Consider the following 26,840-nt stretch of genomic DNA (forward strand, 5'->3'; position numbering starts at 1 on the left):
GTAACATTAAACCGTCATCCCCGCGTCCTTCTATTCGTCATCCCCGCGCAGGCGGGGATCTTGTTTGGCTTTGGCGCGTTGTTTGAGTAGGCCCCGGGTCGAGCCCGGGGTGATGGTTATTAAGATCACGGCCTGTTTTAGTAGGTCCCGGGTCAAGCCCGGGATGACGGAATGTGGGCAGGGTGACAGAAAGGGAGTGTCATCTTCGCGTTCTAATCACTATCATCCCGCGTAACATTAAACCGTCATCCCCGCGTCCTCCTTACTGTCATCCCCGCGCAGGCGGGGATCTTGTTTGGCTTTGGCGCGTTGTTTGAGTAGATCCCGGGTCGAGCCCGGGATGACGGTTATTAAGATCACGGCCTGTTTGAGTAGGTCCCGGGTCGAGCCCGGGATGACGGTTATTAAGATCACGGCCTGTTTTAGTAGGTCCCGGGTCAAGCCCGGGATGACAGGGGATCTTGTTTGGGCTAGTTGCGCTGCTTAAACGCGTCAATTGTATCGCTTAGGTTAATTACCGTAGGGCTGCCGAATCGGCCGGTATCAATGTGATATGAGTTGCCAATCCAAATACACTCTGGCGTAGAGTTGTGGCCGTGAACGGAAAAATCCACCCCGTGATTAATATTGTGTTTGCGTTTGGTGAAGCGCTCTCTGTCCCATAGCAGCGGCCATACACAGGCTTCGGTGTTGCCGGGCATGGTTTCCCAGCTCCAGGTAACAGGCAGGGTATGCGATATGCCGATGGTATGCCCCTTGTACTCTAATTTAATTGCAAGGGGCTGCTTAATAAACCAACGGCACAGGGTAAGCAGGGTTTGTACCGACGCCCCCTGATGCCATTTGCCGCCGTTTTGGGTCCATAGCCTCAGGGCAAAGGTGTCGCGGCTCATTAGCGACTCCATCATCATGTGTTCGTGATTGCCCAGCACCACATGCGCGCCTATTGCCTGAAAGTACTCCACCAGTGTGGCGCTATCTGGCCCGCGATCAATAATATCGCCCAGGCTAATCAGCACGTCTTCTTCGGCATTAAAATGTACCTTGCTAAGTTCTGCCTGCAGTTTTGCGTAATTGCCGTCTAAGTCGCCTACCACAAATACGCGTTGGGTATCCGGTATGGTAAGGCTTTTACACAATGGCGCTTTACTTATTGCGGTGGTTTTAACATTCATATCGCTGTGGAGGTACTTAACTTAAATTCAACGGTTTTGGCTATGTTACTGCTTACTGCGCCAGTTACCAAGGGGCAATCCTGTATGTGAGCGGTTACCAGTGCGCTAGAGGCTTGCGAGTTTTTCGATTAGTGGAATGCGTTCTATTACCACGGCCACCGAAATGGCAATGAATAGTGAAATGCGCAGCGCCCAGTGGGGTTTATGCGGGCGCTGAAAATGCAGCAGTATGCTAATGCCTAATAGGGTGCCAAGTATGTTGCGCAGAATGTCGCTCCATTGAAACGACCTGCCCACAGAGCTTTGCAGCAGTTCTATAAGCAAACTTAATAGAAACACCATCAGCAAAAAGCGGGGTATGCGCGTGCGGTTTTTACCTTTGGTAAACCGGTAAAAGGCCATCGCAAATACGCTAAAAAAGATAATGTGCCCGGTATTTAGAATGGCAGCGCCCAGTGGGCCACTCATCCATTTTGGAACGGGTACAAAAAACAGCGCCGACAATATGGAAAACACCACAACCAGAATCACCGGAAACGGAATTAACGGCCTTGATTTAGGTGGTTTGGTAATAAGTTCTTCCTGAACAGACATGTCCTGTGCCGGGTGTGTACTTGGATTTCTGTAAGAATAGCGCAAATTGTAAAGGCTTTCTAAAGAAATAGGGTGTTTTAGGGTGCTTTTGCGGTTAGTTGTTGGTTTTTGGGATAAATGTTTTGGCTTTAGTAGACTCCGTGTCAGGCCCGCGCTCCACTCACCGTCATCCCCGCGCTCCACTCACCGTCATCCCCGCGCTCCACTCACCGTCATCCCCGCGCTCCACTCACCGTCATCCCCGCGCCCTCCTTACCGTCATCCCCGCGAAGGCGGGGATCTCATTTGGCAAATTGCGGTATTTGAATAGAAGCTAAACGAGTCGATTTATTTAAATCTTAAAAAATTAGTGGGAGAAATAAGATGCGGTTGCACCTTTCTTATTATTAAGAAAAGGAGAAAATGGACATGGATTTTAATTTTATTGGGGAATTAATTGACGCCGCATGTGTCGCTTTTAGGTCAGGTAATTTAGATATAGGCAAGATGATCGTGTCGAATACACTAAATTTCGTTGCTCTACTGGGTATTCCTTTTTTTGCGGTTACTACGCAGGGTAAAACGAAAAAATGGTGGACTGCTGCATCAATTTTGGCAATTGGATTTTTCTTTCCCTTTTCATTGATTTACGGTGCTGTTAACGAACATCAGTCAAAGGTAAATACAGAAAAGCTAGTTGCAGAGTTGGTACAAGAAATAAAAGAACATGGAATTGAAGCGAAATATATTCAATTTAATAATGATACAGACTATCTAATATCAGAAACTGAAATATTCAAAAAAGCAGTAAGTGAAGGGAATTGGTATCAATATTTTGGGCAGGGCCTGATAACCAGCCTTTTAATCAAGCCGCTTATTAATTCCTCCAGCGAAACAGTGAGTAATACTGTAAATCAAAATTCACAAAAAGAGATGGTGAAGCTTACTGAGGTTTCAAATTTGAATTCTACTAAAATTAAAAGTGAAATTACTAATTTAACCACAAAGATAAACCAATATATTGCGACCGCCCAAATACCTGAAGGAAGCGTTAATAATTTTGATTCAATTTCGGAGCAGGTAAACGAGGCAAAATCAGAGATTGATACTTTGAGTACTAGTGTTGGAAAGGTAAGTAAAAGCCTTCAAAATCTGGAAGATAGCTTTAAAAATAGTCAGCTACGTCAGTTCGTTACGCGCTTTGATGAGACAACGGCCATTTTGCAATCCAGTGAAGCAAGATATCTCGCACTTTCGCAATATGTAACTTGTTTAAAAGAGCTTGGTTTTTGGGAAAAAATGTTCGAGGACGAAAAATGTGAAATAGAAAGACAACAGTTTGATGACCTGGTAAGTCCGCCACTGTCAAATGAACAAACAGCACAATTAACCTCTGACCTGTAGCAAAAAATTAAAAGGTGTGAATATGAAAAAGCTATTGATGATTGCGTTAAGTGTGGCCTTGGGAGGATGTACTAGTTTGCCGAAGCTAGAGGATGAAGCTCGATACCATCAAGTTGCAGCTAATACAAACGGCAATTTCTTATCGTTGTTTAACCATAAGGAATCTTCAGACCGGACTCCTCACTGGCAGTGCGGGCTTAATTCACATTTGGCTGGTATGGCTACTGAAATGGAGGAGTATTTTAAATCTCGCCCCGGAAAGCCCAGAAAAATCCTGATTTCTATTCATGGTGGCCTAAATTCAATTAGCGCAAATATCGACAGAGTTGAAAACCATTACGAAGATGCTAAGCAAGACGGTTACTATCCAATATTCATAGGATGGCGCTCTGGTGCAGCTACAACGCTGAACGATCGGTATTTTAGAGTGCGAAACGGTGTAGATCGCTCTAAATGGAACACTATTCCAAGCTCACCGTTTTATATCGCAAGTGACTTGCTTAGAGGCGTGGCCGCTATTCCTGAATCATTTTGGGATCAAGGGGCTAATTTTATTAATGGACACAGGTATCGACTCAGCGGATTTTATGAAAAAGATATTCAGGCGCGACTTAAAGATTTTGAACAGCCGAAAGTTTTATACACTGGTAAAGGGAGTGATAAGTCTTTTGGTGAGCAGGTTACATATGCAGCAATACAAGTGGTTCCTGGAATATTGCGGCTAATCTCTACGCCACTTATTGAAGGCGTAGCGAACCAAGCCTGGGGAATTATGCAGAGGAGAGCGAAGACCCTAATGTATCGCCAGCAAGACTTAACCTACGAAGGAGTGGGCCAGTCTTTTGGCAATAAAATTGATGACGATGACAAGCAAGTTGGAGATGTCCATCAATGTGAAGAGCAATCACCTTATTTTAAAAATGGTAAACCAAACGGCATTGTTGCTCAGTTGCTCAGAACAATCGAAACACAACAGAATGTTGAGATCACGTTAGTGGGTCATAGCATGGGCGCCATCATAGCAAATGATATAGTGAGTGAATTTCCCGGGCTTAAATACGAGAAAATTATTCATATGGCTGCAGCTGATTCACTCAGAAATTTTATGCAGAAAACATTGCCCTATCTCGCGTCCCATAAAGAAACAAAGTTCTATAACCTAATGTTGCATCCGGTAAATGAAGATCAAGAGCAATCAGCTTTTGGTGCGGCACCAGAGGGCAGCTTACTTATCTGGCTTGATTATTTACTTACCAACCCGGAAACCACCTTAGATCGAGTAGCTGGCAGATGGGAGAATGCAAAGTGGGCGGTTCCGTTATTTACGAGTTATCAGGGACAAGAGTTAAGTAACGTTCACTTAAAATTGTTTGGCTTACGACAAACAATGGAGTACCGAGACACCGGAGAGAAGGTAGCGGAGCCAATCAAACACGGTGACTTCGGTGACAAAAGATTTTGGCGGCCTGAATTTTATTGGCAATAAGCAGTAGGTTACTTAGATCATATAGAAAAGCGGAGTAACAATTCTCCGCTTTTTTATATCTGTATGAATTATAAGCACATATTAGTTGTGCACTTAAAATTACATAATCCAAATCAAAAATTGAATTGCCAGTATCACTACTGCGATTGTTAGCAGGGTAAGTTGAATGGGGAATCGGCCGCGCTCCAGAACTGCACGTTTCCTGAGTTGATATGGCGTAGGTCCAGTTAATTGTTCGTTCCATGTTGAAACGTACGTTACCAATGGCTTTTTGTACCCTAAAACACCAAGTCGAACTCCCCACCAGGCAATGTAGGCGGCAACCGGCGCTTCATTAACTGTTGTCGTTATATCCTTAAACAGTTTGTCGGCATTGTGGCGCATTTGGTAATTTTTCTTGGGTTGGGTATAAGGCAGTGCGCCATGTTTAAATGCATAGTCATGAACAATACTTGCAGTGAACAATATTCCCATAGGTCGCAGTACGCCAAAAGAAAGTAATGCGATTAACCAAGGCGCGGGAATACTGGCACCATCAATTTCTGTACCTTCAGGTATGCAAATATCAAAATCGACACACTCACCTTCTTCGTTCTCGAAGTTGAATATTTCTATGCGCCAGTTTTGCGTTAATTTGTATTTCCTGGGCATGGCCATAGCGTGTATTTTACAAGCTAATCTCAAGCCTGTAGTTTTAATCAACTGTGGCTGCACGGCAGGAAGGCCGTGCAGTATCACTTTAAAACCAGCTTTATTCCTGTTTTTCTTCGGATAGGTTAGTTTTGTATTCATTTGCAGATCTTTAGTTGCCGGTGATGAATGATTTGATGCTGTCGAACCCCGAGCGGTAAGCGAAGAAAATACCAACATCATCAGCACCCTTACCTAAATTGGCTTTCACACCAACAACAAAACGGCCGTCGTTGGGATCGGCATTTTCATCTGAGTTCAATTGCCACTCACCACGAATTAAAAGTCGTTTTTGATCTTCTAAGCCACCGTATTCCTCGAAGTTCAGATAACCCAACCAAACTTTACCTCTCGGAATGCTATTTCTGGCATTCCGCATATTTTTTCCAAAATAAAGGTATTCCGAAAGTATGCCATAGTAGAAAACTACGGCGTCCTGCTCGTCTGTAATGCTTTCACGTGTTTTGAAACCGGCAAGGCCACCAACCGTAAAGTAGTCACGCAGTTCTTTGTCATTATCATCAGTCCAGAAATTAACTGTAACCTTGGTATATATATCCAGAGAATCTGAGACATCGTTGAACGTTGGTTTTTCTGGAGTGTTGTTAGTGGGTGCTTCCGCTGGGGTTTCCGCTGGTATTTCTGCACTAGAGTCTGTGTTGTCTGTGGTGGTATCTTCGGCTGGTTGAGTTTCATCGTCGCCGATCAACGCTGGGCTACTTGCAAAAAGGCCTCCTATTTCCCAATGCAATATGTTGTAGTTATCTGAGACCCATCTACCGTCAAATCCAAATTGAGCAAATGGACTGCGCTCACCTAAGCCCTCATGTTCTTTATCTTTATTGTAAGAAGAGTTGATTGAGTAACCTACCATAAACTGATTTACCCAACTTGAGGAAATTTTGGGATCATATGGCGTATTCAGTGTTGCGCTGCAATTCTTCCCAACGTTAACAATCCAGTCTTTGCGTTGCTGCTTGTCTACATCGCTTAATGGGATACTGGTAAATTTTTTATCAGCGAAAGTTTCTAACCTAATGGTGTCTTTTGGCCGGCCTTCGGAACACGCATTGAATGCGGCATCGAATGCTTTAATTGCTCCGTCTATACAAGATTTTTGTTTGTCGCTTGAGCAATCTATGGTTAGTAAAGTTGATTCTACTTTTTCGCTACTTTGACATTCTGCAAAGTTACTAAATACTGAAAGCGTGCTTAAGGTTAATATTGGAACAAGTTGGTTTTTCATAAAAAGTCCTTTTTGAAGTTTCCTAAACTTAAGTGCTGTTAAGCTCAATTTCTCTCACATTTAATAGACTTTCATTTTTTGAGTAGACCCCGGATCGAGTCCGGGGCGACGAGAAAGGGAGTGTCATCCCGCGCCCTCCTTACCGTCATCCCCGCGCAGGCCGGGATCTTGTTTGGCACCGGTGCGTTGTTGGAGTAGATCCCGGGTCGAGCCCGGGATGACGGGGAGGGGAGTGTCATCCCCGCATTCTCCATCGTGACCCCGAATTCTCTACCGTCATCCCCGCGCAGGCGGGGATCTTGTTTGGCATTAGTACAATGTTTGAGTAGACCCCGGGTCGAGTCCGGGGTGACTGTAAGGGAGTGTCATCCCCGCATTCTCCATCGTGCCCCCGTATTCTCTACCGTCATCCCCGCGAAGGCGGGGATCTTGTTTGGCATCGGTACGCTGTTTGAGTAGGTCCCGGGTCGAGCCCGGGATGACAGGGGATCTTGTTTGGCATCGGTACACTGTTTGGGTAGACCCCGGGTCAGGCCCGGGGCGACGGAGTGGAGTGCATGCCACGCATGATTTCACCCAGTATGGATAAACCGCGCATGCGGGTGTCGTTGTCTTTGTCGTTGTAGTTTAAGCGCAAACAGTTGCGGTATTTACCCGTAGCCGAAAACAACTGCCCTGGCGCTACAATTACGCCTTTTTCTTTGGCTAGTTCGGCCAGTTTAACAGCGTCGTACTGGGCGGGTAATTCTACCCATAGCACAAAGCCGCCTTCCGGGTAGCTTACCAGTGTGCCTTCAGGAAAATACTGCTTGATGCCTTTGAGCATGGCGTCGCGAGCCTTGCTGTATTTTTGCCGCATGTTGCGCAGGTGCTTGTCGTAGCCGCCTTGTCGAATAAAACTCGCGATCGCCAGTTGCGGCAGCGTGGGGCACATAGAGCTGGTAACGTATTTTATGTGGGTAACTTTGCTGCGGTATTTACCCGGCGCTATCCAGCCCACCCTGAAACCGGGGGCCAGCGTTTTGGAGAACGACGAGCACAACAAAACGCGGCCGTCTTCGTCGAACGACTTGATTGACTTAGGCCGCGGGTATTCAAAGGCAATATCGCCGTAGATGTCATCTTCAATAATGGCGATGTCGTATTCGCGCGCCAACTGATACAGCGCCTTTTTCTTTTCGTGGGGCATGATGTAGCCCAGCGGGTTGTTTACTGTGGGCGTTACCAGAATGGCTTTAATTGGCCATTGATCAATCGCCAGCTTTAGCGCTTCTATGCTCATGCCATTGGCCGGATCCGTGGGGATTTCCAGGGCTTTTAAGTTGGCTGCTTTTATAGCCTGCATGGCACCGTAAAAGCCGGGCGACTCTACGGCAATAATGTCGCCTGCCTGGGCCACGGTACGCAAACACACCGACAGCGCTTCCTGACACCCTGAGGTGATCACCAGTTCGTCGGGATGCACCTGGCATCCGGAAGCTGCAACTAGCCGGGTAAGTTGTTCACGCAAACTGTAATCGCCCTGTACATCGCCGTATACCATGCCGTCGAACGGACGGTTTTTGTTTAATTCGTACAAGGTTTTTAAGAGTGGTTTTAAGGTAGTGGCCTGCATATCGGGCATGGCATGCTGAAACTGGCAAAAGGCGTGATTACACTGATTCAACAACATACTGAGTACATCTTCCCACTGCGATACATCCAATGGCCGCTGAGGCGGGCGAGATACCCTGGGCATGGTTACCTGCGCATGTTTTTGTGGTACAAAGTAGCCCGATTTGGGCCGAGCCTCTACTAACTGTTCTGTTTCCAGTTGTCTGTATGCTTCCTGTACGGTTGAAATACTCACGCCGTGTTCGTTCGCTAACTGGCGCACCGACGGCAGCTTGTCACCGCTGTTAAATACGCCTAGCTGTATGTGTTCGCGCAGTCGGTCGGCCAATTGTGCGTAGAGTGTCATGCTGTACCTGTGTACGTTATTAAACCATACACATTACTATACACCGCATTTCTTGGTTAATTAACCATACAGATTGCGCCACTTTGTACCATACAGTGAATGTAATCTGGCTGTTGTGTGTGGCGTTTTCGTTTCTACTGCATCTAACCGTGTGTTGAGGATTTCGTTAAGCTTTGCACACTGGTTAGGTAAGTCTTTGTAGCTTGCAGGTTAAGGGCAAAGCAAGGCCAGCAAATTCGGCTTGAGTTTTACATTGAGGAGTTAGTGTTATGGAACATTCATTGGTGTTGGCAATTTGTACGTTTGCGTTTATTACCACGGTTACGCCGGGCCCAAATAACGTTATGTTATTGGCCTCGGGCGCGCAATACGGTTACGTTCGCACCATTCCTCATATGTTGGGCATTGTATTTGGCGTTGCCATGTTATTGCTAAGTGTATTGCTTGGGCTTGGCATGCTGTTTTCGCTATATCCGGTGTTGTACTCGGTGCTTAATGTAGTGGGGGCACTGTATTTGTTGTGGCTGGCTTATAAAATTGCCAGTGCGCCGGTGGCCGAAATTCAGGTAGATACTGCTAATACCAGAGGGCCATTACGCTGGTGGGAAGGCGCGCTGTTTCAGTGTGTAAACCCGAAAGCCTGGATGATGGCGCTGGGCAGTGTAAGTACATTTGCACAACCGGGTGAATTGTACGTTCAATCGGGCGCTACCATTATGCTGGCCTTTGCGCTAATTGGTTTCCCGTGTATTTCGTTATGGGCCGGTGCGGGCGCTAAAATGCGCGTATGGCTAAGTACGCCCAAACGACGCCGCAGTTTTAATTTAACGATGGGCGCAGTAACTGCTGCTACTTTGCTGCTGATTGTCTGATGGTTGTTCCGGAGTCGACAGGCGATTCCGGGATGTCTATCTGTCTCATTCAGTAATTTTTCAATTCTAAATTCGATTTTTGTAAGATGGTGATTTTATAAAAAGGGGTGTCGTCGTTTAGCAACTGCATTGAAAATCGTTCACTGATGTTATTTGTGTCGGTTGTTTGAATATTTTCACCGGCACTTGAATGTTGTCGAATAAAGACAATTCCGTTGTTTTTTAACGAACTATTGCATTTTTCTACGTTCCTGATAATTGCACTGGTGTAGCAATAATCCAAAACGTTTGATAACGAAATGAAATCAAAAACATTCTGATTCTTATCGGAGTATTGAAATATATTACTATTTACAAATTCAACTTTGCAATTAAGTATTGCATTTTTGCAAAGAGCGTAATTTTCTTCATTTATCTCCGGCGTGGGTGCTATTTTGGGATTATATCGTCCCAAAATAAAAGGGGAGTAGAAGTAATTGTGTTTAATATCTTTTCGTCTACAAAATTTAAATAATCCGTATAAATACATGTATGCCGATTTGTATGTTTTTTTAATTTTTAATTTGTATCGTAGATGTTTGATTGATATAAATCCATTTTGAACTATTGAAGAGGTGGAGATGATGGTAAGTGCAAATATTAATCGCCATTTTATTTTTTTTAAATAGTTGCTTTGTAATTTAATGTCCTCACAGTCATGTAGCATGTTCGATTTTTTGAGTGCAAGCTTTTTAAAAATTTTAGATGATTTTACAACTTGTCTTTCCCAGTTTCCTGAGAATATTAAGCAGCCCCAATTAATTTCTTCGAACCAATTGTGCATGAAATTTTTTGCAGTCGTTCCTATTTTTAATCGTTCAAATATTTTTTTTCTATCTGAGCATTTGGCGCTTAAGTAACCAAGAAGAATACAATATTCATTGTAAGAGAGCTGCTTTACTGCAGTAATTCTCATTTCTGTAAGAAATAGTTGAAACTCGCAACTATCAATACAGACAAGTCGTTTAGGCCGAGAAAGAAATAACGGTATGACTCGTGAACCGCTACCTGCAATAGCTAGTATACTTGACTCAGGTTTCAGACAACTTACTTCCGTATTTGTATCTTCATTACAAAATGTGTACTGTAAATTCATATTTAATTGCTCCCTGAACTACGTTGGTTGTCGATTGTTTATAGTTCTAAAGTTGCAGACAGTATTGAGAAGAATACAGTGAAAAATGATAATGTTGCGATGTTTTTTTGGAATTTTTTGTCGCTAATTTTTAATGGTTTTGTTCTTTGTGATGCGACATGAAAAACAATTACAGATAGGCATAGAAAAGTTAAGAATGAAAAATGCCTGCCGCTTGCTTCAGCAAGTGCAGACAAGATGATAAGTAGTGTCGATATAATCAAGAAAAATGTAATGGAAATCGAATTTGAATTTAGGTTGCTCATAAAATTTCTCTCTCAACAGAAATGTCAAATATTTTCAATTAGAGCCTAACCCAACATATTCATGTTAATGTTTGGGTAGGCTCTGATTAAAGACTTAGTTTTAAGGACTTACAGCATTTCCTATGCCCCATCCTCCAAACGCTGAAGCGGCGATTCCGAATCCAGCAAGTGTCAATTCTCCAGCAGTAGCCGCACCAGCGAGACCGATCGGGATTGAAGCTATTCCTCCAGTTGCTACAACTGCCACACCTAAGGCAATGATACCCGCTGCTGCTGCCGCTTGGCCCCAGTCAATGTCTCCACCAGAGACACATTGAAGTTCTTCTGGACTTAGTTCTTTCATATTTTCTTTTCCTTTTGCGATTATTGAAATGTTCATTGGCGAATAGCCACGAGAAAGACTATATGCATCAACGTACTTGGCGTAACTGTCCGATTATTCTAGTTTTAGGACAGGGCAATTGATTTTCGATTTTATTTTACTAAGGCTCGTGTCGCGCTCGGGAATAAGAGATTAATAGTCATCCCCGCGCAGGCGGGGATCTTGTATGGCATCGACATGCTGTTTGAGTAGACCCCGGGTCGAGCCCCGGTTCGACGGTAATTAATATCCCGGCCTGTTTGAGTAGGTCCCGGGTCAAGCCCGGGATGACAGGGGATCTTGTTTGTTATCGACACGCTGTTTAAGTAGACCCCGGGGCGACGGGAAGGGGAGTGTCATCCCTGCATTTTCAATCGTCATCCCGCGCTCTTACCGTCATCCCGCGCCCCTCACTGTCATCCCCGCGTCCCTCACTGTCATCCCTGCGAAGGCGGGGATCTTGTTTGGCATAGGTATGGTGTTCGAGTAGACCCCGGGGCGACGGTGATTAATATCCCGGCCTGTTTAAGTAGGTCCCGGATCGAGCCCTGGATGACAGAGAACTATGAAAAACACCCCATCGCAAAATCCTTTATCGTGTCGATTAAAAATTGTGCTAGGTAGTTTTCAAAATGAGTGTTACTATCGCGCCGCCTTGTGAAGGTGCTATGTCGTTCCACTTTGTTTGCTACATCTGTTTACTCTTTGTTTGATTGTTCGTCTTTCCGATACATAAATAAATGTCAACCGATTTACGCCCCAGTGCTCCAATAGTTTCTCTGCACGTTAGGCTTTTATCTTTTAATTAATTTGTAAGGACTTTATTTATGTCTAATAAATCTACTGGCACTGTAAAATGGTTTGACGAGAGCAAAGGTTTTGGCTTTATTTCTCAAGCAAATGGCGGCAAAGACGTATTCGTTCATTTCCGCGCTATCGAATCTGAAGGTTTTCGTACCTTAACTGAAGGTCAAACTGTTGAATTCGTAGTTGAGCAAGGCAACAAAGGCCCACAAGCGGCTCAGGTTGTTGTACGCTAATTGCGCTTCAGGCAGGCGCATCTGCGTCTGCCAGCCTTCCTTCTGTTTCACTTCCCTACACAATCTGAGGTATTAATGTCTTTTTCCCAATTGGGGCTTTGTGCACCAATTCTTAGCGCTATAGCTAAACAAGGTTACACCACACCATCTCCTATCCAGCAGCAAGTTATTCCGGTAATTTTAAACGGCCAGGATGTACTGGCATCGGCACAAACTGGTACCGGTAAAACCGCAGGTTTTTCGTTGCCTATGTTACACCGTTTGTCTGAATCACCGCGAAATGTTCGTGGCGGCAGAGTGCGTGCGCTTATTCTTGCGCCAACGCGTGAGCTGGCAGCTCAGGTAGGTCAGAATGTGCGTGACTACAGCGCTGATTTGCGGATTAGAAGTACTGTTGTGTTTGGTGGAGTGGGTATTAACCCGCAGATGATGGCACTCAGAAAAGGCGCGGACGTGTTAATTGCCACGCCAGGGCGTTTGCTGGATTTATATCAGCAAAATGCTGTGTCGCTGAAAGAAGTTGAAATCCTGGTGTTAGACGAAGCCGACACCATGCTGGATATGGGCTTTATTCACGACATCAAACGTATATTGAAATTGATTCCTGCCAAGCGCCAAACCTTGCTGTTTTCGGCAACGTTTGCTCCCGATGTAATGGCGCTGGCTGAATCGGTAACCAACAATCCTGTGAAGCTGTCGGTTACGCCGCAGAACTCCACCGTTGAAGTGATTGAGCAAAAACTGGTACCGGTAGACAAAGAGCAAAAAATTCCCGCGTTGATTTCGTTGTTAAAACAAAACAATGCCAAGCAAACCCTGGTGTTTGCGCGCACGAAACATGGCGCCGACAAAGTGGTTAAAAGACTGGCGGGTGCAGGGATTCGCAGTGCTGCAATACATGGTAACAAGAGCCAGGGTGCACGTACTAAGGCGCTTAGCGCATTAAAAGACGGTAGCATTGAAGTATTAGTGGCTACTGATATTGCCGCCCGTGGTATTGATATAGACCGCCTGCCAGCGGTAATTAATTTAGACTTACCCAACGTACCGGCTAACTATGTGCACCGCATTGGCCGTACTGGTAGAGCAGGTGAGGGTGGTCGTGCCTGGTCGTTGGTGAGTGCCGACGAAGTAGCTGAGCTTCGCGATATCGAAAGCTTTATTAAACAGAATATTCCACGCGAAACGCTGGTTGGTTTCGAGCCTTCCGCACCGTTGCCTACTCACGCAGTAAAAGCGAGTGCACCAGCATCGAACAAGCCAAAGAAACCTAAAAAGCCAAAAGAAGGTCAGGCCCGTCAGCGCTCAGATGCGCCTAAACGCTCAGAAGGCAAAGGTCGGAGTGCTGGTCGTGGTGAGGGCCGTAATGAGGCTCGTAACGAAGGTCGTAACGAAGGTCGAAGAAATGGCCGAAATGAAAGCAGAAGCGAAGGCAGAACCCCACCACCCTCTAAAAAAGGTGCTTGGGCGGGTGCAGGCAGCCGCGCATAAACGCTGTTGCGCTTTAGCGTAGTGCTATTGATATAAGAATTGAACATCCCGGCGTTGCGCAAGCACGCCGGGATTTTTTATGCGCGCTGTTTGAGTAGACCCCGGGTCGAGCCCGGGGCGACGGGAAAGGGAGTCATCCCCGCGAAGGCGGGGATCTTGTTTGGCATTGGTATGTTGTTCGAGTAGACCCCGGGTCAAGCCCGGGGCGACGGAAAAGGGGGGCATCCCCGCTTTCTATCACGTCATCCCCGCGAAGGCGGGGATCTTGTTCGGCATTGGTGTGTTGTTCGACTAGGCCCCGGGGCGAGCCCGGGATGACAGGGGATCTCATTAAGATCGAGTGACTAAATTAGCGCTTAGCTATATGTGAGCGAATAACACCAGCCAGTACGCTAATGGATTTCTCAATATCAGCATGTGAGAGGCGCGCAAAACTTAACCGCAGGAACCCATCGGTGTAGGCTTCCTTGGTGGGGAAAAATGGCGTGCCTGGCAACACCAGAACTTTTTGTTCCAGTGCGTCGTGCAGAATTTGTTTCGACGATACACCTTCGGGTAAGGCCATCCAGAAGAACATGCCGCCTTTAGGGGCGTGAATGGTCATGCAATCGCCCAGCTCGCGTTGCAGTGCTGCCGCCATTACATCGCGCTTTCCTTTATAGGATGAGCGGATCACTTCTAAATGCGCAGGTAATTTACCTTCTGCGATAAACGTTGAAACCAGAGACTGGCCCAAACGGTTAGTGTGCAAATCGCTGGCTTGTTTAATTTTTACTAAAAACGGCACTACCGCAGGGCTTGCCGACACATAGCCTACCCGCAAACCAGGCCACAATACTTTTGAAAAGCTGCCCATGTACACCCAGGGCGCGCTGTTTAGCATACTGGCTATAGGTGTGATCACTACTTCGTCGTAGTACAGATCGCGGTATGGGTCGTCTTCAATCAGCAGAATATTGCTGGCATCAATAATACTGGCAATGGTTTCGCGGCGCGACAAACTGTAGCAATGTCCTGCCGGATTCTGGAAGTTAGGGATCAAATACACCGCTTTGGGGTTGTATTGCTCAATGGCTGCTTTGAGGGCGTCGGGGTTCATGCCTGTTTCGTCAGACTCAACCGTTTTTACTACCGCGCCTTGCAGTTGAAATACCTGTAATGCCGCCAGATAAGTCGGCTGTTCAGTAAGTATTACATCGCCTGGATTCAGCACCAGGCGACTGATTAAATCCAATCCTTGCTGTGAACCATTGGTAACCAATACCTGTTTGAACTCAACCGACAGCCCACGCTCGCTGATTATTTCACTGATTTGTTTGCGCAGTGCAGGTTCGCCTTCACTTGGGCCGTATTGGGCAAAAGAAGCCACGGGAGCAAGTGTGGGCAGTGGTGGCATCAGTGTTTCGTCGGGCAGGCCGCCAGCCAGCGACAAAATGTCTGGCTGTTGAGAATATTGCAGCAGCTCGCGAACCAGCGAAGACTCCATTTTTTGTGCCTGAGGCGTAAGCAGGTGTGTAAGGTTCATGAGGTCCAGATAAGTAATGTTTCAATGTGCGAAGCATACTAGCTTTGCAGCAAAAATCGTACAGATACACATGAATAATTTTCGTTCCATACAGATATAGGCAGCATAAATACGATTAATTACCGCGAGGTGACGATTGGCATGAACGCAATCGTTTGCATTTTTAAGTATTATTGCGTGTCGTGTTGAAGTTGTCGGGTAAATTTATAATGAAAAACAAAAACCGGGGTTTTACCTTAATTGAACTGATCATTGTGATCGTAATTATTGGCATATTGTCGGTGGTTGCTGCGCCAAGATTTGTGGATTTTAGCGACGATGCAAACCATGCCACTACCATTGCTACATCCAGTGCATTTAAAAGTGGCGTGGCACTGCTGCATTCCAAGTATCAGATAAAGCAAAGTTCGCCCATTTTAATTGACAACCAGTCGGTTAACTTTAATTCGGTTGGCTGGCCGGTGGGTTCTACGACCAACAGCGCAGGTTGCGCCGATTTGTGGAATAAAGTGTTCAGTAATGCTGAACCTATTTCGGTAGCTGCTTCATTTACGTCGGTGTTGAGTCCTGGCTGGAATGCGTTTGCCTACAACCAGATATGCGGATACATAAAAAGCGAGGGAGGCGAAGCTGTTTATCAAAGCAGTTCACCACATTTTGTGTATTACTCAGATGCGTTTAGTTATTCCGGCGGTGGATACAATTACGACGGCCAGGCTGGCGACGTAAAAATTTATGGTATGTAACTGCCCCTGGCACAGTAGCAGTTTGTTGAGTGCGATTAGCAGTTGGAACGGTTAATGTCGGTGTCGCACGCTTCAAAAGTACTGTGTTTCACCGGAACAATATTTTCTCGCTTGGCAAGAGAGTACAGCAATCGGGCTACTATAGATGGTGTGCCATCGTCGATGCATTGCAGCATCAGGGTTTTGTCGGCTACCGATTTACAGGTATCTGGTAAGTGCTGTTCGCGCATAAGCTGGCATAACACATGATGAATCAAGGCTCCCCGTACCGCATTTTTACACCAGAATCCCCTGCATTTGGGGCCATTCCACTGGTAGCCTTTTTTAATGATCAAACGACCACTGCGTAATAATGACACGTCTGGCGTAACAATATCGGCAGGTGGTTTGATACCAATACGCAAGTGAACATCTTCCTGTAATGTATACTTGTGACTTCGTTGGTTGCTGCTTTGCTGCATGAGTACTTCACATCTTATTCTGCTACCTACACCGTGATGTGTCGTGTGTATTTGTTTTCTCTCACTTAATTTTAAGAAATTTTTATATTCCTGTTATTCGTTGATATTCCGTGGTCTTCTACATCGCCATCCCCGAGTTCTATTTCGCCATCCCCGAGTTCTATTTCGTCATCCCCGAGTTCTATTTCGTCATCCCCGCGAAGGCGGGGATCTTGTCAGGCATCTGCCCGGTCTTCGAGAAGACCCCGGGACAGGTACGGGAATAGGCTTGGAGGTTGGCATGGCGCAATTTATAGACACTTTTTAACAATTAATCTTGCCTCATTCTCACTTTTCCCTTAGCCTCTTATTTATCATAAATTCATATAGTTAGAATGCGGTGTCACCTGAGAATAATCCTGCCATCTCGGGCTCACCTGAATCTCTGTTAAGTAGTATTGTTTCAGGCAGTAAGTCTGCAGAAGAACAACTCGTGCGCCGGTATTGGCGCGCGCTGTATCTAATGTTGTTTAACGATTGTCACGACCACAGCATGGCCAGCGATCTGGCACAGGAAGCCTTGTGTATTTGCCTGGTAAAAGCCCGGGCAGGTGACATTCGAGAAGCGGCTGCCTTAAGTGCGTTTGTTCATCGTACCGCCACCAATTTACTGATAGCCCACAAGCGCAAAGAAAAGCGCCAGAAAACCGATTGCACCGACGAACTCGATACGTTGTTTGCAGAGCTGGATGGTCCGGCTCAGCGGTGTCAGCGCGAAAAAATTGTGTCTTTGGTATCGAGCGTCCTGAATGAAATGCCGGTAGAAAGAGACCGGGATATTCTGGTTGAGTATTTTGTGCATGGCACGCCCAAAGAAGATCTTTGCGATTTACTGTCGTTGTCTCCTGAGCATTTCGACCGCGTGCTGTATCGTGCGCGTCAGCGCTTAAAACAAAAACTGAGCGCAGCTATCAATGAACCGATAAGCGATTTGTCACTGGTGTCTTTGTTGGGGTGTGGGCTGGTTGTGTTGTTGTGCGGTGAAACACTGCCAGCAGCACAAGTTCATCATGGGGTGAGAGAACCCATTGCGTCGCATCACTTGTTACAGCGGATTAATAATTGTACTTCCGCCGAAGTGTTCCATTGCCAACGTGAATGCCAACGTGGTTGTAATGAAGGGCCGAAGTGAAGGTAACGTTCATGACACAAAACATCTCAAAATTTGAGCAAGCAGAATTCCATCAGCGCTATTTACAACAAAAGCTGAAAGACAGCGATCGCATGGAGTTTGAGTTGTATTTGTTAGACCATCCAGAATTAGTCGACAAGCTGGAAATTGATCAGTTGTTCCGTCAAACCCTGGTTGAGGCAGTGAATAAAAACCGTGCTGAATCCGGCGTGTTGCAATGGATACGCACGTATTGCTGGTCAACGCCTTTGCGTGCCAGTGCGTGTACGTTGGCGGCCTGTGCTTTGAGTTTTGCGGTATGGCAAAGTGGCAGTGCGCCAGGCGGATTGGTAAGTTCGCAGGTTGAATACCTGGAAACGGTGCGTTCCTCGGCGTCGTCTTTGCCGGTGTTTGTATTGCGAAAAGATAGCGACGTAATGGCGCTCATGGTACAAACGTACTTTGCCCAACCGGATGCCACCTACTGGGTTAGGGTAACGGCAAAAGCATCAGCGAGACTGGTGCTTGAATACCAGGTAAAAGGTAACGAACAAGGGGAGTTGTTGGTGGCACTTACCCGCGATCAGGTACATGCTGGCGAGTACAGCGTGGAAGTATCAGATGAAAACCACAACACGCCGCAGGAAATTGGGTTTTATCTGGAAATGGAATAGACAGGAATAGTTGCTATGGATGGCCAGCCTCACATTGCTAAAAGCGTAACCTCTCCGTTAACCCGCGGTATGCTGATTGACTTGGGGGAAGCCATCTCAAAGGTCCCCCAGCGCGGCCTGGCGGAATTGGGAGAGCATGATCTGCCTGCCGGTTATACCTATCTTGGCCAGTTTATCGATCACGATTTACAGCGTTTTGCTACAGCCGATACACCGTTAATGGGCACCATACACGGCGACGGAAAAGTACCCAGAGCACGCCCGGAGCTCGATCTGGCAAGCCTGTACGGCACTGGCTTTAGCGAACCGTTTGTTGATCAGCAAAGCGGCAAACTAAAGGTTAAAAAACTTGGCAGCGGTGCCTACGATTTTATTCGGGGAGACGCGGGTGCGCCCTTGATAGCCGATACCCGCAACGAAGAAAACCTGCTTATTGCACAGCTTCATGTGCTGTTTATTCGCTTTCACAACGCGGTGGTTAAACAGTTATCTGCACAGCCAAATACAGCTAATAGCCCCACTGCACTTTATGACATGGCCCGGCAAATAGTCACTGCCCGCTACCTGCACATTGTGGTTCACGACTTTTTAAAGCGCATTTTATGGGACGAAGTGTGGACTGCGTACTTTGGTGCAGCAGACTGCATGGATACGCTGTTTAGTGAGCAGGAGTTAGCGGGCACTAATGCGTTCAATACGGCGGTGTTTCGGTTTGGTCATGCCATGGTTCGCCCTGAGTACGTGCTAAATGAACACAAAACGCGTTTAACGCTGCGCCAGTTGTTTAACTATCGGGCGGGCAGTGATTACTTCACCAGTGGGTTCACTCACATTCCGCCTGAAGTTTGCGTAAACTGGACGCGCTTCTTTTACACTCCCGACGAATTCAGAGCTCAGCCTAAAGGCAAGCAGGCTGCTGTGCATTTAAGCCCTAAAAACACCATTGTTATTCCCGGCCTGATGTGGCCTAACAACGTGCTGGCAATTCGCAACTTACTGCGAAGCTGGAATGAAAATACCCCGCTGGCACAAGTGTACGAAAATAAAATAGCCGCACTCCCTGTACGTGCGGTACTCAGTGATTTTCCGCTACTCACACCCGACAATATGGATACACCGGTTACCTCGCTGTTTGCGCAGGTGGCGAATGGCGATGTGTTAAAACACCACACGCCCTTGTGGTATTACATTTTGCGGGAAGCGCAATACGTACAACATACTCCGGCTATTCGCCGCAAAGGGTATTTGGGGCCGTTGGCCAGCGTAATTGTGGCATCTGCGTTTAAACAAATCCTTCAAAATTCTGTATCTGCGTTGCCGGGTGTACCAGATATGCCAGGCATGGCAAGTGCTTTGGCGGTATCAGACATGCCCGGCTTACTTACCTTTGTACTGTTAAATGAGGAATAACAATGAGTCATAGTGATTACGATGGTTACTGGAGTGTAAGCGGCCAGGGAAACGGTGGATCCTATACACATGCCGGCTATTTGCCTGTTCAGGGAGATCGGTTACTGGCTAAGTACCTGCCAAAAGAAAACATAGTGGTAATAACGGTAATGCCACAGGCCAGCGAGCCCTATATGATGGTGTATTACCCGGTAAAACATAACAATGAAGAGTTGTTTTACACCGTAAAAGAAGCGGATGACGAATTGCTGTTAGACGTGATTTCATTAAAGCAGGAAGCCGGTGTGCGCTTAATGCAGCACGATTACTATTGGTCTGATCACAAGCACTGGGCTGCGCAAAAGGAAAACGAGACGATTGCGCTGGATATGCCTCCTGGTTTAGTGAAAAAATGCATTGAGGCCAGAGAGAAAGTTGCCAAAGTTGATACCGCTAAATCGGCAACAGATGACACGCCGGTAGCACCGTTCTGGCGCTGCGAAATCTAACACAGGTTAAATTGATAAGTGGGGCGTAGGTGAGCAAATTCTGTAATTTTTCGGGTTTACTGATAATCCTTTTGATTATTAGTACTCCCTCGGCGTCGACAGAGTTTGTTTTACCTGGTCCTTATGGATTTTCTAACCTGATTTTTACCAGAAATAATATCACCTTAGAGCAATGCGAAACGCATCGCACGGAAATTAGCAGTGTTCCCCTATCTGGCCTTGAATTTGTTTTACTGGAACAAATAGCCGCAGACTGGAGTAGCGGTGTTCCGGCGGCTCAACAGGCCGCAGCATTAAGGTTAAACCACTGGCTAAACCAAAAGGCCGATCCCCATTCTTCGCAGATCCTTGCTGCCACTTTGGTTTGGATGCATTTTAATTTATATCAGTACCCGGATGCTGAACGTGTTATTACCGAATTAAGTGGTGATACTAAGTCTGAAGCAACAGTTGAAGCCGCACTTATTCTGGCCGAGATCGCGTTATTGCAAGGCCAGTTGGACAAGGCCGATGAATATCTGTCTTCACTTCAAACCTGGGATAGGGATGCCTGTGCGCCAATGGCGTTGAAGTTATCGATACTCATGGCTGAACTGGCAATTCACCAAGAACGGTTGCGGGATGCTGAAACGTTACTCGCAGAGGCCTTTGAACTTGAAAGAGAGATACCTGTTACCGCCATTGTTTTACCTGCGTTGGTTAACCTTTACGATACCCAGAGCTTTTTTTACATAGCCGAGTCGAGGCTACAACCAGACTACAAAAGTGAACTGTTGCGCAATGCGTTAAATACAGAGAAACAGGCGCTTCATATAGCAACATCATCACATGGGATACGCAACGGTGCACTACTGAAACAACAACTGATAGTGCTGTCGAACCTTGCCTGGTTATACACCCAGTTGTTTGACTATCACCATGCAGAGATCAGCTTGCTTTCGGCATTGGAGTTATTGCAATCTCAACCCGATCCAGATTTGGAAAATCACATTTATCATCTGCTTGGTATTAATTATTTTAATGTGGGCTTATACGAAAAATCGCGTGTTTTTCTGCTTAACGCCGCCTCCATTGCTCAAAACAGCAATGAAGCAAAGTATGCCCGTATACAGTGCTTGCTTACCCACATAGCAGTAGAGACGCAAAGAACCGACGAAATATCTGCCTACCTGCCAGCTTGTGCCAGGCTGTTGAATGACGAATCCGGGTCTTCGGGAGATCGTATCCTGAGCCTGGTCAGTCAGATTAAATCGGGAGTGTTCGACTCGCAGAAACAGTTGCTTTTGCTGGATAGGCTGGAAAAAGAAGTTGCTATCAGTGGTTACGATAATCTGAAAATAACCGGGCACATTCAGTTAGCTGAGTTTGCCCTTGAACACGCACAGCTCGATTTAGCAAACAGGGTGTTTAGCGCAATGCAAAGCCTGGAATCTGGCGCTTCTCCAGCACTTCTTGTTCAGGCCCGGTTGCTTAAATTTCGATTCTTAAGCTTAAAGACGTTTTCACCTGTTGCTGCAGACTTTGCTGAAAATACTCACCAGTTTATTTATAGCTTGCTGAGCAAACTGGATGCTGGGGAAATGGCTCCTGCACTTCAAAATCAAATTTTCGGATTTTATCAATTGTGGTTTGAACATCTAATGCAAACCCAGCAGGCCGAAAATACCCGTAAAGTGCTGCAAATTAGTATGCAGCTAAATCAGTTAACCAACGGCGTAACCAACACATTGAATACTTACGGTGGGCGCGATCTTACACATGTGAGCGAGCTACAGGCCGAGGTACTCGATAGCAATTCTGCACAGGCGAGTTTAACGCATCACATCGTTTGGGATTTAGAGCGCCTGGCCTATGCAAAACAGGGTTTGCCCGCTACGTCTGCGGTTGAATATGGCAGTGCGGACTTACCTGAATCTGTAAGCATTGAGGCGGTGCAGGCCAGGCTGAAACCATCCGAACAACTGTGGTTTTATGTGGCTGCAGAAACAACCGGCTATGTTTTTGGTGTAACACAAGATAGCGTTGAAACGGCCTCGTTAGGGGATTTATCTGAGCTACAACAGGTGCTTCGCAACATGCACAGCGCCATTAGCCAGCGACAACCCATAGAAGACAGCGCACTCAGATTACTGGCGGAGCGGATTTTTCCGCAAAAGCTGACTGCGGGCAGCAGGCCCATGTGGTACGTGGTAACTAATCAGGTGTTTCAGGACATGCCAGTGAACGGTCTGGCGCTCAGTTTACGGCAGCCGCCTGAATCGGTGATTAAGGTGCTGTCGCTCGCTACGCCGCAAATAAACGACGTTCAGCAAAATCGGCCTGCGTTCCGATTGTTGTCGGTGCCAGAACTTATGGTAAATAGCTCGCAGTCTATGCCTGTTTGGATGGCTGATTTACAACCTTTGCCGTGGTCGGCAATTGAAGCTGAGAAAATTACCGGTTTATTTGAGGCATCGGATGCCCGTGCCTTGGTGGGGGAGTCAGCCAGCAGAGATGCACTGTTTTCAGAAGAAGCCAGAACCTCTGCCGTGTTACACATAGCCGCGCACCATATTTACGATCCGTTCAAACCTCAGTATGTAGGCTTGGTATTGAACGCACAGGCGCAAAGCTCAATGGGATCGGCATTTATTAGCGAATTTGAAATCCGCAATCAGCAGTTTTCTAATGAGCTCGTATTTTTAAACGGGTGTGCCACGGCACAGGGCCGTCATTTCACGGGCTCCAATACCATGAGCATTAGCCGGGCATTCTTAATTGGCGGGGCGAAAAAAGTGGTCTCAACCCTTTGGGAAGTAGCTGACAGGGCGTCTTTAACGTTTGCCAGCGCGTATTACGAAGCGTATTTACGCACCGGCGATACCAATAAAGCGCTGATCAATACCATGCAAGATATGCGCAGCCAGCCTCGCTACCGGCATCCATTTTACTGGGCAGGGTACGAACTTACCCAGCGCCACCTGTAAGCTCGTTTTAATCGTTACCTGTAGGACCGGTTAACTCACAGTACAGCTTGTCGATCAGGGTTTTAAGCTGGTTCATTTCTGCTGCATCCAGGTTTTGTAACTGACACAAAAGCTGTTTGGGCACGGCCAATGCGTCGTCTTTTGTGGCATGCCCTTTAGGCGTTAACGCTACTACTTTTACCCGTTTATCATGTGACGAAGGGGTAATTTCAACAAAATCCTTCTGCGACAGTTTTTGCAGGATTAAGGTAAGCGCACCTGCGTCAATCCGGCACTTTTCTACAAGTTGCGAGATGGTTTGCTTGTCTTGTTCCCACATTGCCATCATTACCAGATACTGCGGATAAGTAATATCCAGTGATTTTAACAGCGGCCGGTAGGCGCGGGTAAACGCGTTCGACACGCTGTAAAATCGATGACAAAGCTGGTTCTCAAGTTTTAATAAGTCGTGTTCATGCATGCCTGACTACCTCTGTTTTATATTTTGCATACAAAGTAGTTGCAAGGCAATCATTGCTTTGTTATTTTATTTTGCATACAAAGTATCTGTTCCCTCTGAAGCTTCGGAGGGAAATGTAAATCACAACCAAGAGGACATGTTATGCATAAATTAGATCAAGTGTTATATACAGGTGTGGCAACAGCCACAGGTGGTCGCGATGGAAAAGTGGCATCTGATGACGGGCGCTTAGCAGCCGGTTTGTCGGTTCCAAAGGGCTTGGGTGGTGACGATGGTAAGGGTACCAACCCAGAGCAGATGTTTGCTGCTGGTTACGCAGCGTGTTTTATTGGTGCGCTTAAGTTTGTGGCTGGTCAGGAAAAAGTGAAGCTGCCTGCCGATATTAAAGTAACCGGCGAAGTGGGCATCGGCCCTATTCCTACAGGCTTTGCGATTGCGGTTAAACTTATCGTTGATTTGGGCGATGTGGATACCGATAAGCAAGCGCTGGTAGAGAAAGCCCACGTAGTGTGTCCTTACTCAAATGCGACTCGCGGCAACGTAGAAGTAACCTTCGACGTGGTATAAGCCGTTTGGTTGATTCTCTCTTTCAGCCCCGGTACGCTGTTTAGGTAGACCCCGGGGCGAGCCCGGGGTGACAGGAAGGGGAGCATCCGCGCTTCCTTTTTCGTCCTCCGCATTTCCTTTTTGTCCTCCGCATTTCCTTTTTGTCATCCCCGCTTTCTAACAAGTCATCCCCTCGTCCACCTTTTCGTCATCGCCCCATCCTCCTTACCGTCATCCCCGTCCTCCTACCGTCATCCCCGCGAAGGCGGGGATCTTGTTTGGCTTCGGTACGTTATTTGAGTAGACCCCGGGTCAAGCCCGGGGTGACGTTAATTAAGATCCCGGCCTGTTTGAGTAGGTCCCGGGTCAAGCCCGGGATGACAGGGGATCTTGTTTGGCATCGGTACGTTATTTGAGTAGACCCCGGGTCAAGCCCGGGGTGACGTTAATTAAGATCCCGGCCTGTTTGAGTAGGTCCCGGGTCAAGCCCGGGGTGACGAGAAGGGGAGTCATCGCCGCGTCCTTTTCGTCATCCCCGCGTAATGCTTATCGTCACCCCCGTCCTCCTTACCGTCATCCCCGCGAAGGCGGGGATCTTGTTTGGCTTCGGTACGTTATTTGAGTAGACCCCGGGTCAAGCCTGGGATGACGGAGGATCTAAATCCTTCGGTTTTTCAATACTCAATGATTATTTGCCACGAAACTGCAACAGTTACGGTGTACAAGTGTACGCTGAGTTATTACACTGTACTTATTGAATGGTCGGAGCAGTTATGACAACCCTAAAACACCGCGCGTACTCAGTACTGGAAGAATGGATGAACAGTATCAGCCATGGGCTGGGCTTTGTTGCGGCGATTGTGGGGTTGGTGTTTATGCTGTTGCGGGCAGAATCGTCCGTGAGTATTACGGCATCCGCGATTTATGGCGGCACGCTTATTTTTATGTTTCTGGCATCTACCATTTACCATGCGGTTACCCATCAGCAGGCCAAAGGCGTGCTGAAGTTGTTCGATCACAGTGCCATATATTTATTGATCGCGGGAACCTACACACCTTTAACCCTGGTTGCCATTGGCGGCACACTGGGTATTGCAGCAACCATTGGCATTTGGCTGCTGGCGTTGGGTGGCGTGGCGTTTAAGCTGATTGCCAAACACCGTTTTCCCAAAGTGTCGGTAATGACCTATCTGGTAATGGGCTGGATTGCGCTGGCGCTAATTTACCCGTTGTACCAGGCACTTCCTGGTTCTGGTCTGTGGTTGATTGTAGCTGGTGGGTTGTGTTTTAGTATTGGTGTGTTGTTTTACGTAGCTAAGTCGAAAAAGTTTACACATGCCATTTGGCATTTGTTCGTAATTGGCGGTTGCAGTTGCCATTACTTTTCAATTTACTATTATGTGGTGTAGAGCCATTACCTGACAGGTAGTTATGTCTACATCATTGAGCTGGTTTGCCGTTGGAGCGGGTAAAATCACCCTGGGAGCCAGACCCACTGCTGACTATATGCACGCGTTGCGAAAACAGGGCGTTACGCATATTGCCACTATTCAAACATCAGAAGAAAACAAACCTGAACTAAAAGCAGACGTTACCGCCGCAGCTATGCATTGGTTGTGGTTGCCATTTAACGTATCCGATATTTTTGTACAAAACGACACGGAAAAAGCGTTTTTACAACAGTATTTACTGGAAGTGGCGCAAACATTAAAAGAGGGCGGCCGGGTGTATCTGCATTGTGACGGCACCTGCGAGCGTTGTAGGCTGTTCCTTTACGCGTTATGTATTTACCTTAAAATACCCGCCAGTAGCGCCTACGCTATTGTACATAGTTTCGGAGCCGACAAAGCCAATCAGCTTTCGCGCCGGGAACTGCAACAAGCTGCAGCGATTGTTTGAACGAACAAAAAGATTCTATGGTGGGTTATTCCGGCACTGTAACCTGAATGCCCTGACCATTGCACAGTTGTGTGAGTGGGCTAATGGCCGGTGCAGGCAGCGCAATGTGCATGGTTACTTCATTGGCATATTCGCAGTGGTCTACTACTCCCTGATGTTCGTTAACCACATAGCGCACAAATTGTTCGTGACGAAAATCAGCCCTAACCAGTACCTTGCTCAGGGTAACCTGCTCTTTTACCGTTAGGTTTTCCATTACCTGCTGGGCGGCTGACGAATAAGCCCGCACCAATCCGCCTGCTCCCAGTTTAATCCCGCCAAAGTAGCGCGTTACAATGATGGTGATATCGCCCACGCCTTTGTGTTGTAGCACGTTTAATATGGGCTTGCCTGCTGTGCCGCTGGGTTCGCCGTCGTCAGACATTGCGGCACTCGCCGGTGAGTGCGGATTGCCTAGTAAGTAAGCCCAGCAATGATGGCGCGCGTCGGGGTATTGCTCGCGTTTACCGGCAAGGTATTGCATAGCCGTTTCGCGGTCTGGTGTGTATGCCGCAAAGGCAAAGAACTTACTCTTTTTTACTTCAAAGAGTACTTCTAAGGGAGTGTCTGGAACGGGATATGACATAGTGGGCGTAGTGTACACGCTTTTGGCGCGGTGCGGAATGTGTGGCCGCTATGGGTAATAAGCCAAATCTGTAGTTTGTTTGCGTAGGCCCTGGGGTTGCGATTATTTAGATCTCGGTCTGTTAGAGTAGGCCCCGGGTCAAGCCCGGGGTG

The 26,840-nt window shown here is 46.9% G+C and carries 25 protein-coding genes; 14 read left to right on the forward strand and 11 right to left on the reverse strand.

The features are described from left to right. Nucleotides 1–470: 470 nt before the first annotated feature. Nucleotides 471–1,175 carry a metallophosphoesterase gene (locus tag FJ444_RS20210; RefSeq protein WP_140961572.1) on the reverse strand — a complete coding sequence of 235 codons (705 nt, stop codon included), beginning with the start codon at nucleotides 1,173–1,175 and terminating at the stop codon, nucleotides 471–473. 105 nt (nucleotides 1,176–1,280) lie between these two features. Further along, on the reverse strand, nucleotides 1,281–1,769 hold the full coding sequence (locus FJ444_RS20215; protein ID WP_140961574.1) for a VanZ family protein: 489 nt from the start codon (nucleotides 1,767–1,769) through the stop codon (nucleotides 1,281–1,283). Between the two features lie 408 nt (nucleotides 1,770–2,177). Here FJ444_RS20215 and FJ444_RS20220 point away from each other — a divergent pair, with 408 nt between their 5' ends. After that, on the forward strand, nucleotides 2,178–3,152 hold the full coding sequence (locus FJ444_RS20220) for a hypothetical protein (RefSeq protein WP_140961575.1): 975 nt from the start codon (nucleotides 2,178–2,180) through the stop codon (nucleotides 3,150–3,152). 22 nt (nucleotides 3,153–3,174) lie between these two features. Then, complete coding sequence (locus tag FJ444_RS20225; RefSeq protein ID WP_140961577.1) at nucleotides 3,175–4,638, forward strand: hypothetical protein; 1,464 nt, start codon at nucleotides 3,175–3,177, stop codon at nucleotides 4,636–4,638. Between the two features lie 99 nt (nucleotides 4,639–4,737). On the opposite strand, the gene FJ444_RS20230 is transcribed toward FJ444_RS20225, so the two are convergent. From FJ444_RS20230 to FJ444_RS20240, 3 genes are all read right to left on the reverse strand, one after another. Beyond that, nucleotides 4,738–5,511, reverse strand: coding sequence for a DUF1353 domain-containing protein (locus tag FJ444_RS20230; RefSeq protein ID WP_140961579.1), 774 nt, complete (start codon nucleotides 5,509–5,511; stop codon nucleotides 4,738–4,740). Then, entirely contained in the window at nucleotides 5,441–6,574 is a 1,134-nt protein-coding gene (locus tag FJ444_RS20235) for a hypothetical protein (protein ID WP_140961580.1), read from the reverse strand. Before FJ444_RS20235 ends, FJ444_RS20230 begins: the two co-directional genes overlap by 71 nt. Nucleotides 6,575–7,103: 529 nt before the next feature. Next, on the reverse strand, nucleotides 7,104–8,534 hold the full coding sequence (locus FJ444_RS20240) for a PLP-dependent aminotransferase family protein (protein ID WP_140961582.1): 1,431 nt from the start codon (nucleotides 8,532–8,534) through the stop codon (nucleotides 7,104–7,106). 269 nt (nucleotides 8,535–8,803) lie between these two features. Between FJ444_RS20240 and FJ444_RS20245 the strand changes: the two genes are divergently transcribed. Then, nucleotides 8,804–9,406, forward strand: a complete 603-nt coding sequence (locus FJ444_RS20245) for a LysE family translocator (protein ID WP_140961584.1) — start codon at nucleotides 8,804–8,806, stop codon at nucleotides 9,404–9,406. 49 nt (nucleotides 9,407–9,455) lie between these two features. Here FJ444_RS20245 and FJ444_RS20250 read toward each other — a convergent pair whose 3' ends face one another. Beyond that, nucleotides 9,456–10,541 (reverse strand): DUF3419 family protein, encoded by a 1,086-nt coding sequence (locus tag FJ444_RS20250; RefSeq protein WP_140961586.1) that lies wholly within the window; start codon nucleotides 10,539–10,541, stop codon nucleotides 9,456–9,458. Between the two features lie 405 nt (nucleotides 10,542–10,946). Continuing rightward, nucleotides 10,947–11,225 (reverse strand): hypothetical protein, encoded by a 279-nt coding sequence (locus tag FJ444_RS20255; protein ID WP_140961588.1) that lies wholly within the window; start codon nucleotides 11,223–11,225, stop codon nucleotides 10,947–10,949. Between the two features lie 809 nt (nucleotides 11,226–12,034). Here FJ444_RS20255 and FJ444_RS20260 point away from each other — a divergent pair. Together FJ444_RS20260 and FJ444_RS20265 are read left to right on the forward strand one after the other, a co-directional pair. After that, the gene (locus tag FJ444_RS20260; protein WP_140961590.1) at nucleotides 12,035–12,247 is read left to right on the forward strand and encodes a cold-shock protein; all 213 of its coding nucleotides are present in this window, start codon (nucleotides 12,035–12,037) and stop codon (nucleotides 12,245–12,247) included. Nucleotides 12,248–12,322: 75 nt separating this feature from the next. Then, nucleotides 12,323–13,738: a DEAD/DEAH box helicase gene (locus FJ444_RS20265; RefSeq protein WP_140961592.1), complete on the forward strand. Its 1,416-nt coding sequence runs from the start codon at nucleotides 12,323–12,325 to the stop codon at nucleotides 13,736–13,738. 349 nt (nucleotides 13,739–14,087) lie between these two features. Here FJ444_RS20265 and FJ444_RS20270 read toward each other — a convergent pair whose 3' ends face one another. Next, the gene (locus FJ444_RS20270) at nucleotides 14,088–15,263 is read right to left on the reverse strand and encodes a PLP-dependent aminotransferase family protein (protein ID WP_140961594.1); all 1,176 of its coding nucleotides are present in this window, start codon (nucleotides 15,261–15,263) and stop codon (nucleotides 14,088–14,090) included. Between the two features lie 209 nt (nucleotides 15,264–15,472). Here FJ444_RS20270 and FJ444_RS21755 point away from each other — a divergent pair, with 209 nt between their 5' ends. Then, nucleotides 15,473–16,009 carry a prepilin-type N-terminal cleavage/methylation domain-containing protein gene (locus FJ444_RS21755; protein ID WP_140961596.1) on the forward strand — a complete coding sequence of 179 codons (537 nt, stop codon included), beginning with the start codon at nucleotides 15,473–15,475 and terminating at the stop codon, nucleotides 16,007–16,009. A 35-nt stretch (nucleotides 16,010–16,044) separates the two neighbouring features. On the opposite strand, the gene FJ444_RS20280 is transcribed toward FJ444_RS21755, so the two are convergent. After that, on the reverse strand, nucleotides 16,045–16,470 hold the full coding sequence (locus FJ444_RS20280) for a hypothetical protein (RefSeq protein WP_140961598.1): 426 nt from the start codon (nucleotides 16,468–16,470) through the stop codon (nucleotides 16,045–16,047). Nucleotides 16,471–16,849: 379 nt separating this feature from the next. Between FJ444_RS20280 and FJ444_RS20285 the strand changes: the two genes are divergently transcribed. From FJ444_RS20285 to FJ444_RS20305, 5 genes are all read left to right on the forward strand, one after another. Further along, nucleotides 16,850–17,641 (forward strand): RNA polymerase sigma factor, encoded by a 792-nt coding sequence (locus FJ444_RS20285; protein WP_140961600.1) that lies wholly within the window; start codon nucleotides 16,850–16,852, stop codon nucleotides 17,639–17,641. Nucleotides 17,642–17,652: 11 nt separating this feature from the next. Continuing rightward, nucleotides 17,653–18,294 carry a hypothetical protein gene (locus FJ444_RS20290; protein ID WP_140961602.1) on the forward strand — a complete coding sequence of 214 codons (642 nt, stop codon included), beginning with the start codon at nucleotides 17,653–17,655 and terminating at the stop codon, nucleotides 18,292–18,294. Between the two features lie 15 nt (nucleotides 18,295–18,309). After that, nucleotides 18,310–19,704 (forward strand): peroxidase family protein, encoded by a 1,395-nt coding sequence (locus FJ444_RS20295; protein ID WP_140961604.1) that lies wholly within the window; start codon nucleotides 18,310–18,312, stop codon nucleotides 19,702–19,704. A 2-nt stretch (nucleotides 19,705–19,706) separates the two neighbouring features. Next, nucleotides 19,707–20,192: a hypothetical protein gene (locus tag FJ444_RS20300; protein WP_140961606.1), complete on the forward strand. Its 486-nt coding sequence runs from the start codon at nucleotides 19,707–19,709 to the stop codon at nucleotides 20,190–20,192. 71 nt (nucleotides 20,193–20,263) lie between these two features. Beyond that, nucleotides 20,264–23,158, forward strand: a complete 2,895-nt coding sequence (locus FJ444_RS20305; protein WP_140961608.1) for a CHAT domain-containing protein — start codon at nucleotides 20,264–20,266, stop codon at nucleotides 23,156–23,158. Between the two features lie 7 nt (nucleotides 23,159–23,165). Here FJ444_RS20305 and FJ444_RS20310 read toward each other — a convergent pair whose 3' ends face one another. Continuing rightward, the gene (locus FJ444_RS20310; RefSeq protein ID WP_140961610.1) at nucleotides 23,166–23,618 is read right to left on the reverse strand and encodes a MarR family winged helix-turn-helix transcriptional regulator; all 453 of its coding nucleotides are present in this window, start codon (nucleotides 23,616–23,618) and stop codon (nucleotides 23,166–23,168) included. Between the two features lie 141 nt (nucleotides 23,619–23,759). On the opposite strand from FJ444_RS20310, the gene FJ444_RS20315 reads away from it, so the two are divergent. From FJ444_RS20315 to FJ444_RS20325, 3 genes are all read left to right on the forward strand, one after another. Next, nucleotides 23,760–24,185: an organic hydroperoxide resistance protein gene (locus FJ444_RS20315; RefSeq protein WP_140961612.1), complete on the forward strand. Its 426-nt coding sequence runs from the start codon at nucleotides 23,760–23,762 to the stop codon at nucleotides 24,183–24,185. Nucleotides 24,186–24,922: 737 nt separating this feature from the next. Further along, complete coding sequence (locus FJ444_RS20320; protein WP_370298078.1) at nucleotides 24,923–25,573, forward strand: hemolysin III family protein; 651 nt, start codon at nucleotides 24,923–24,925, stop codon at nucleotides 25,571–25,573. A 22-nt stretch (nucleotides 25,574–25,595) separates the two neighbouring features. Next, nucleotides 25,596–26,063 (forward strand): hypothetical protein, encoded by a 468-nt coding sequence (locus FJ444_RS20325; protein ID WP_140961616.1) that lies wholly within the window; start codon nucleotides 25,596–25,598, stop codon nucleotides 26,061–26,063. Between the two features lie 25 nt (nucleotides 26,064–26,088). On the opposite strand, the gene FJ444_RS20330 is transcribed toward FJ444_RS20325, so the two are convergent. Beyond that, entirely contained in the window at nucleotides 26,089–26,688 is a 600-nt protein-coding gene (locus FJ444_RS20330) for a YigZ family protein (protein WP_140961618.1), read from the reverse strand. Nucleotides 26,689–26,840: the final 152 nt, after the last annotated feature.

Source organism: Aestuariibacter sp. GS-14, from assembly GCF_006494365.1.
GTDB lineage: Bacteria > Pseudomonadota > Gammaproteobacteria > Enterobacterales > Alteromonadaceae > Alteromonas > Alteromonas mangrovi.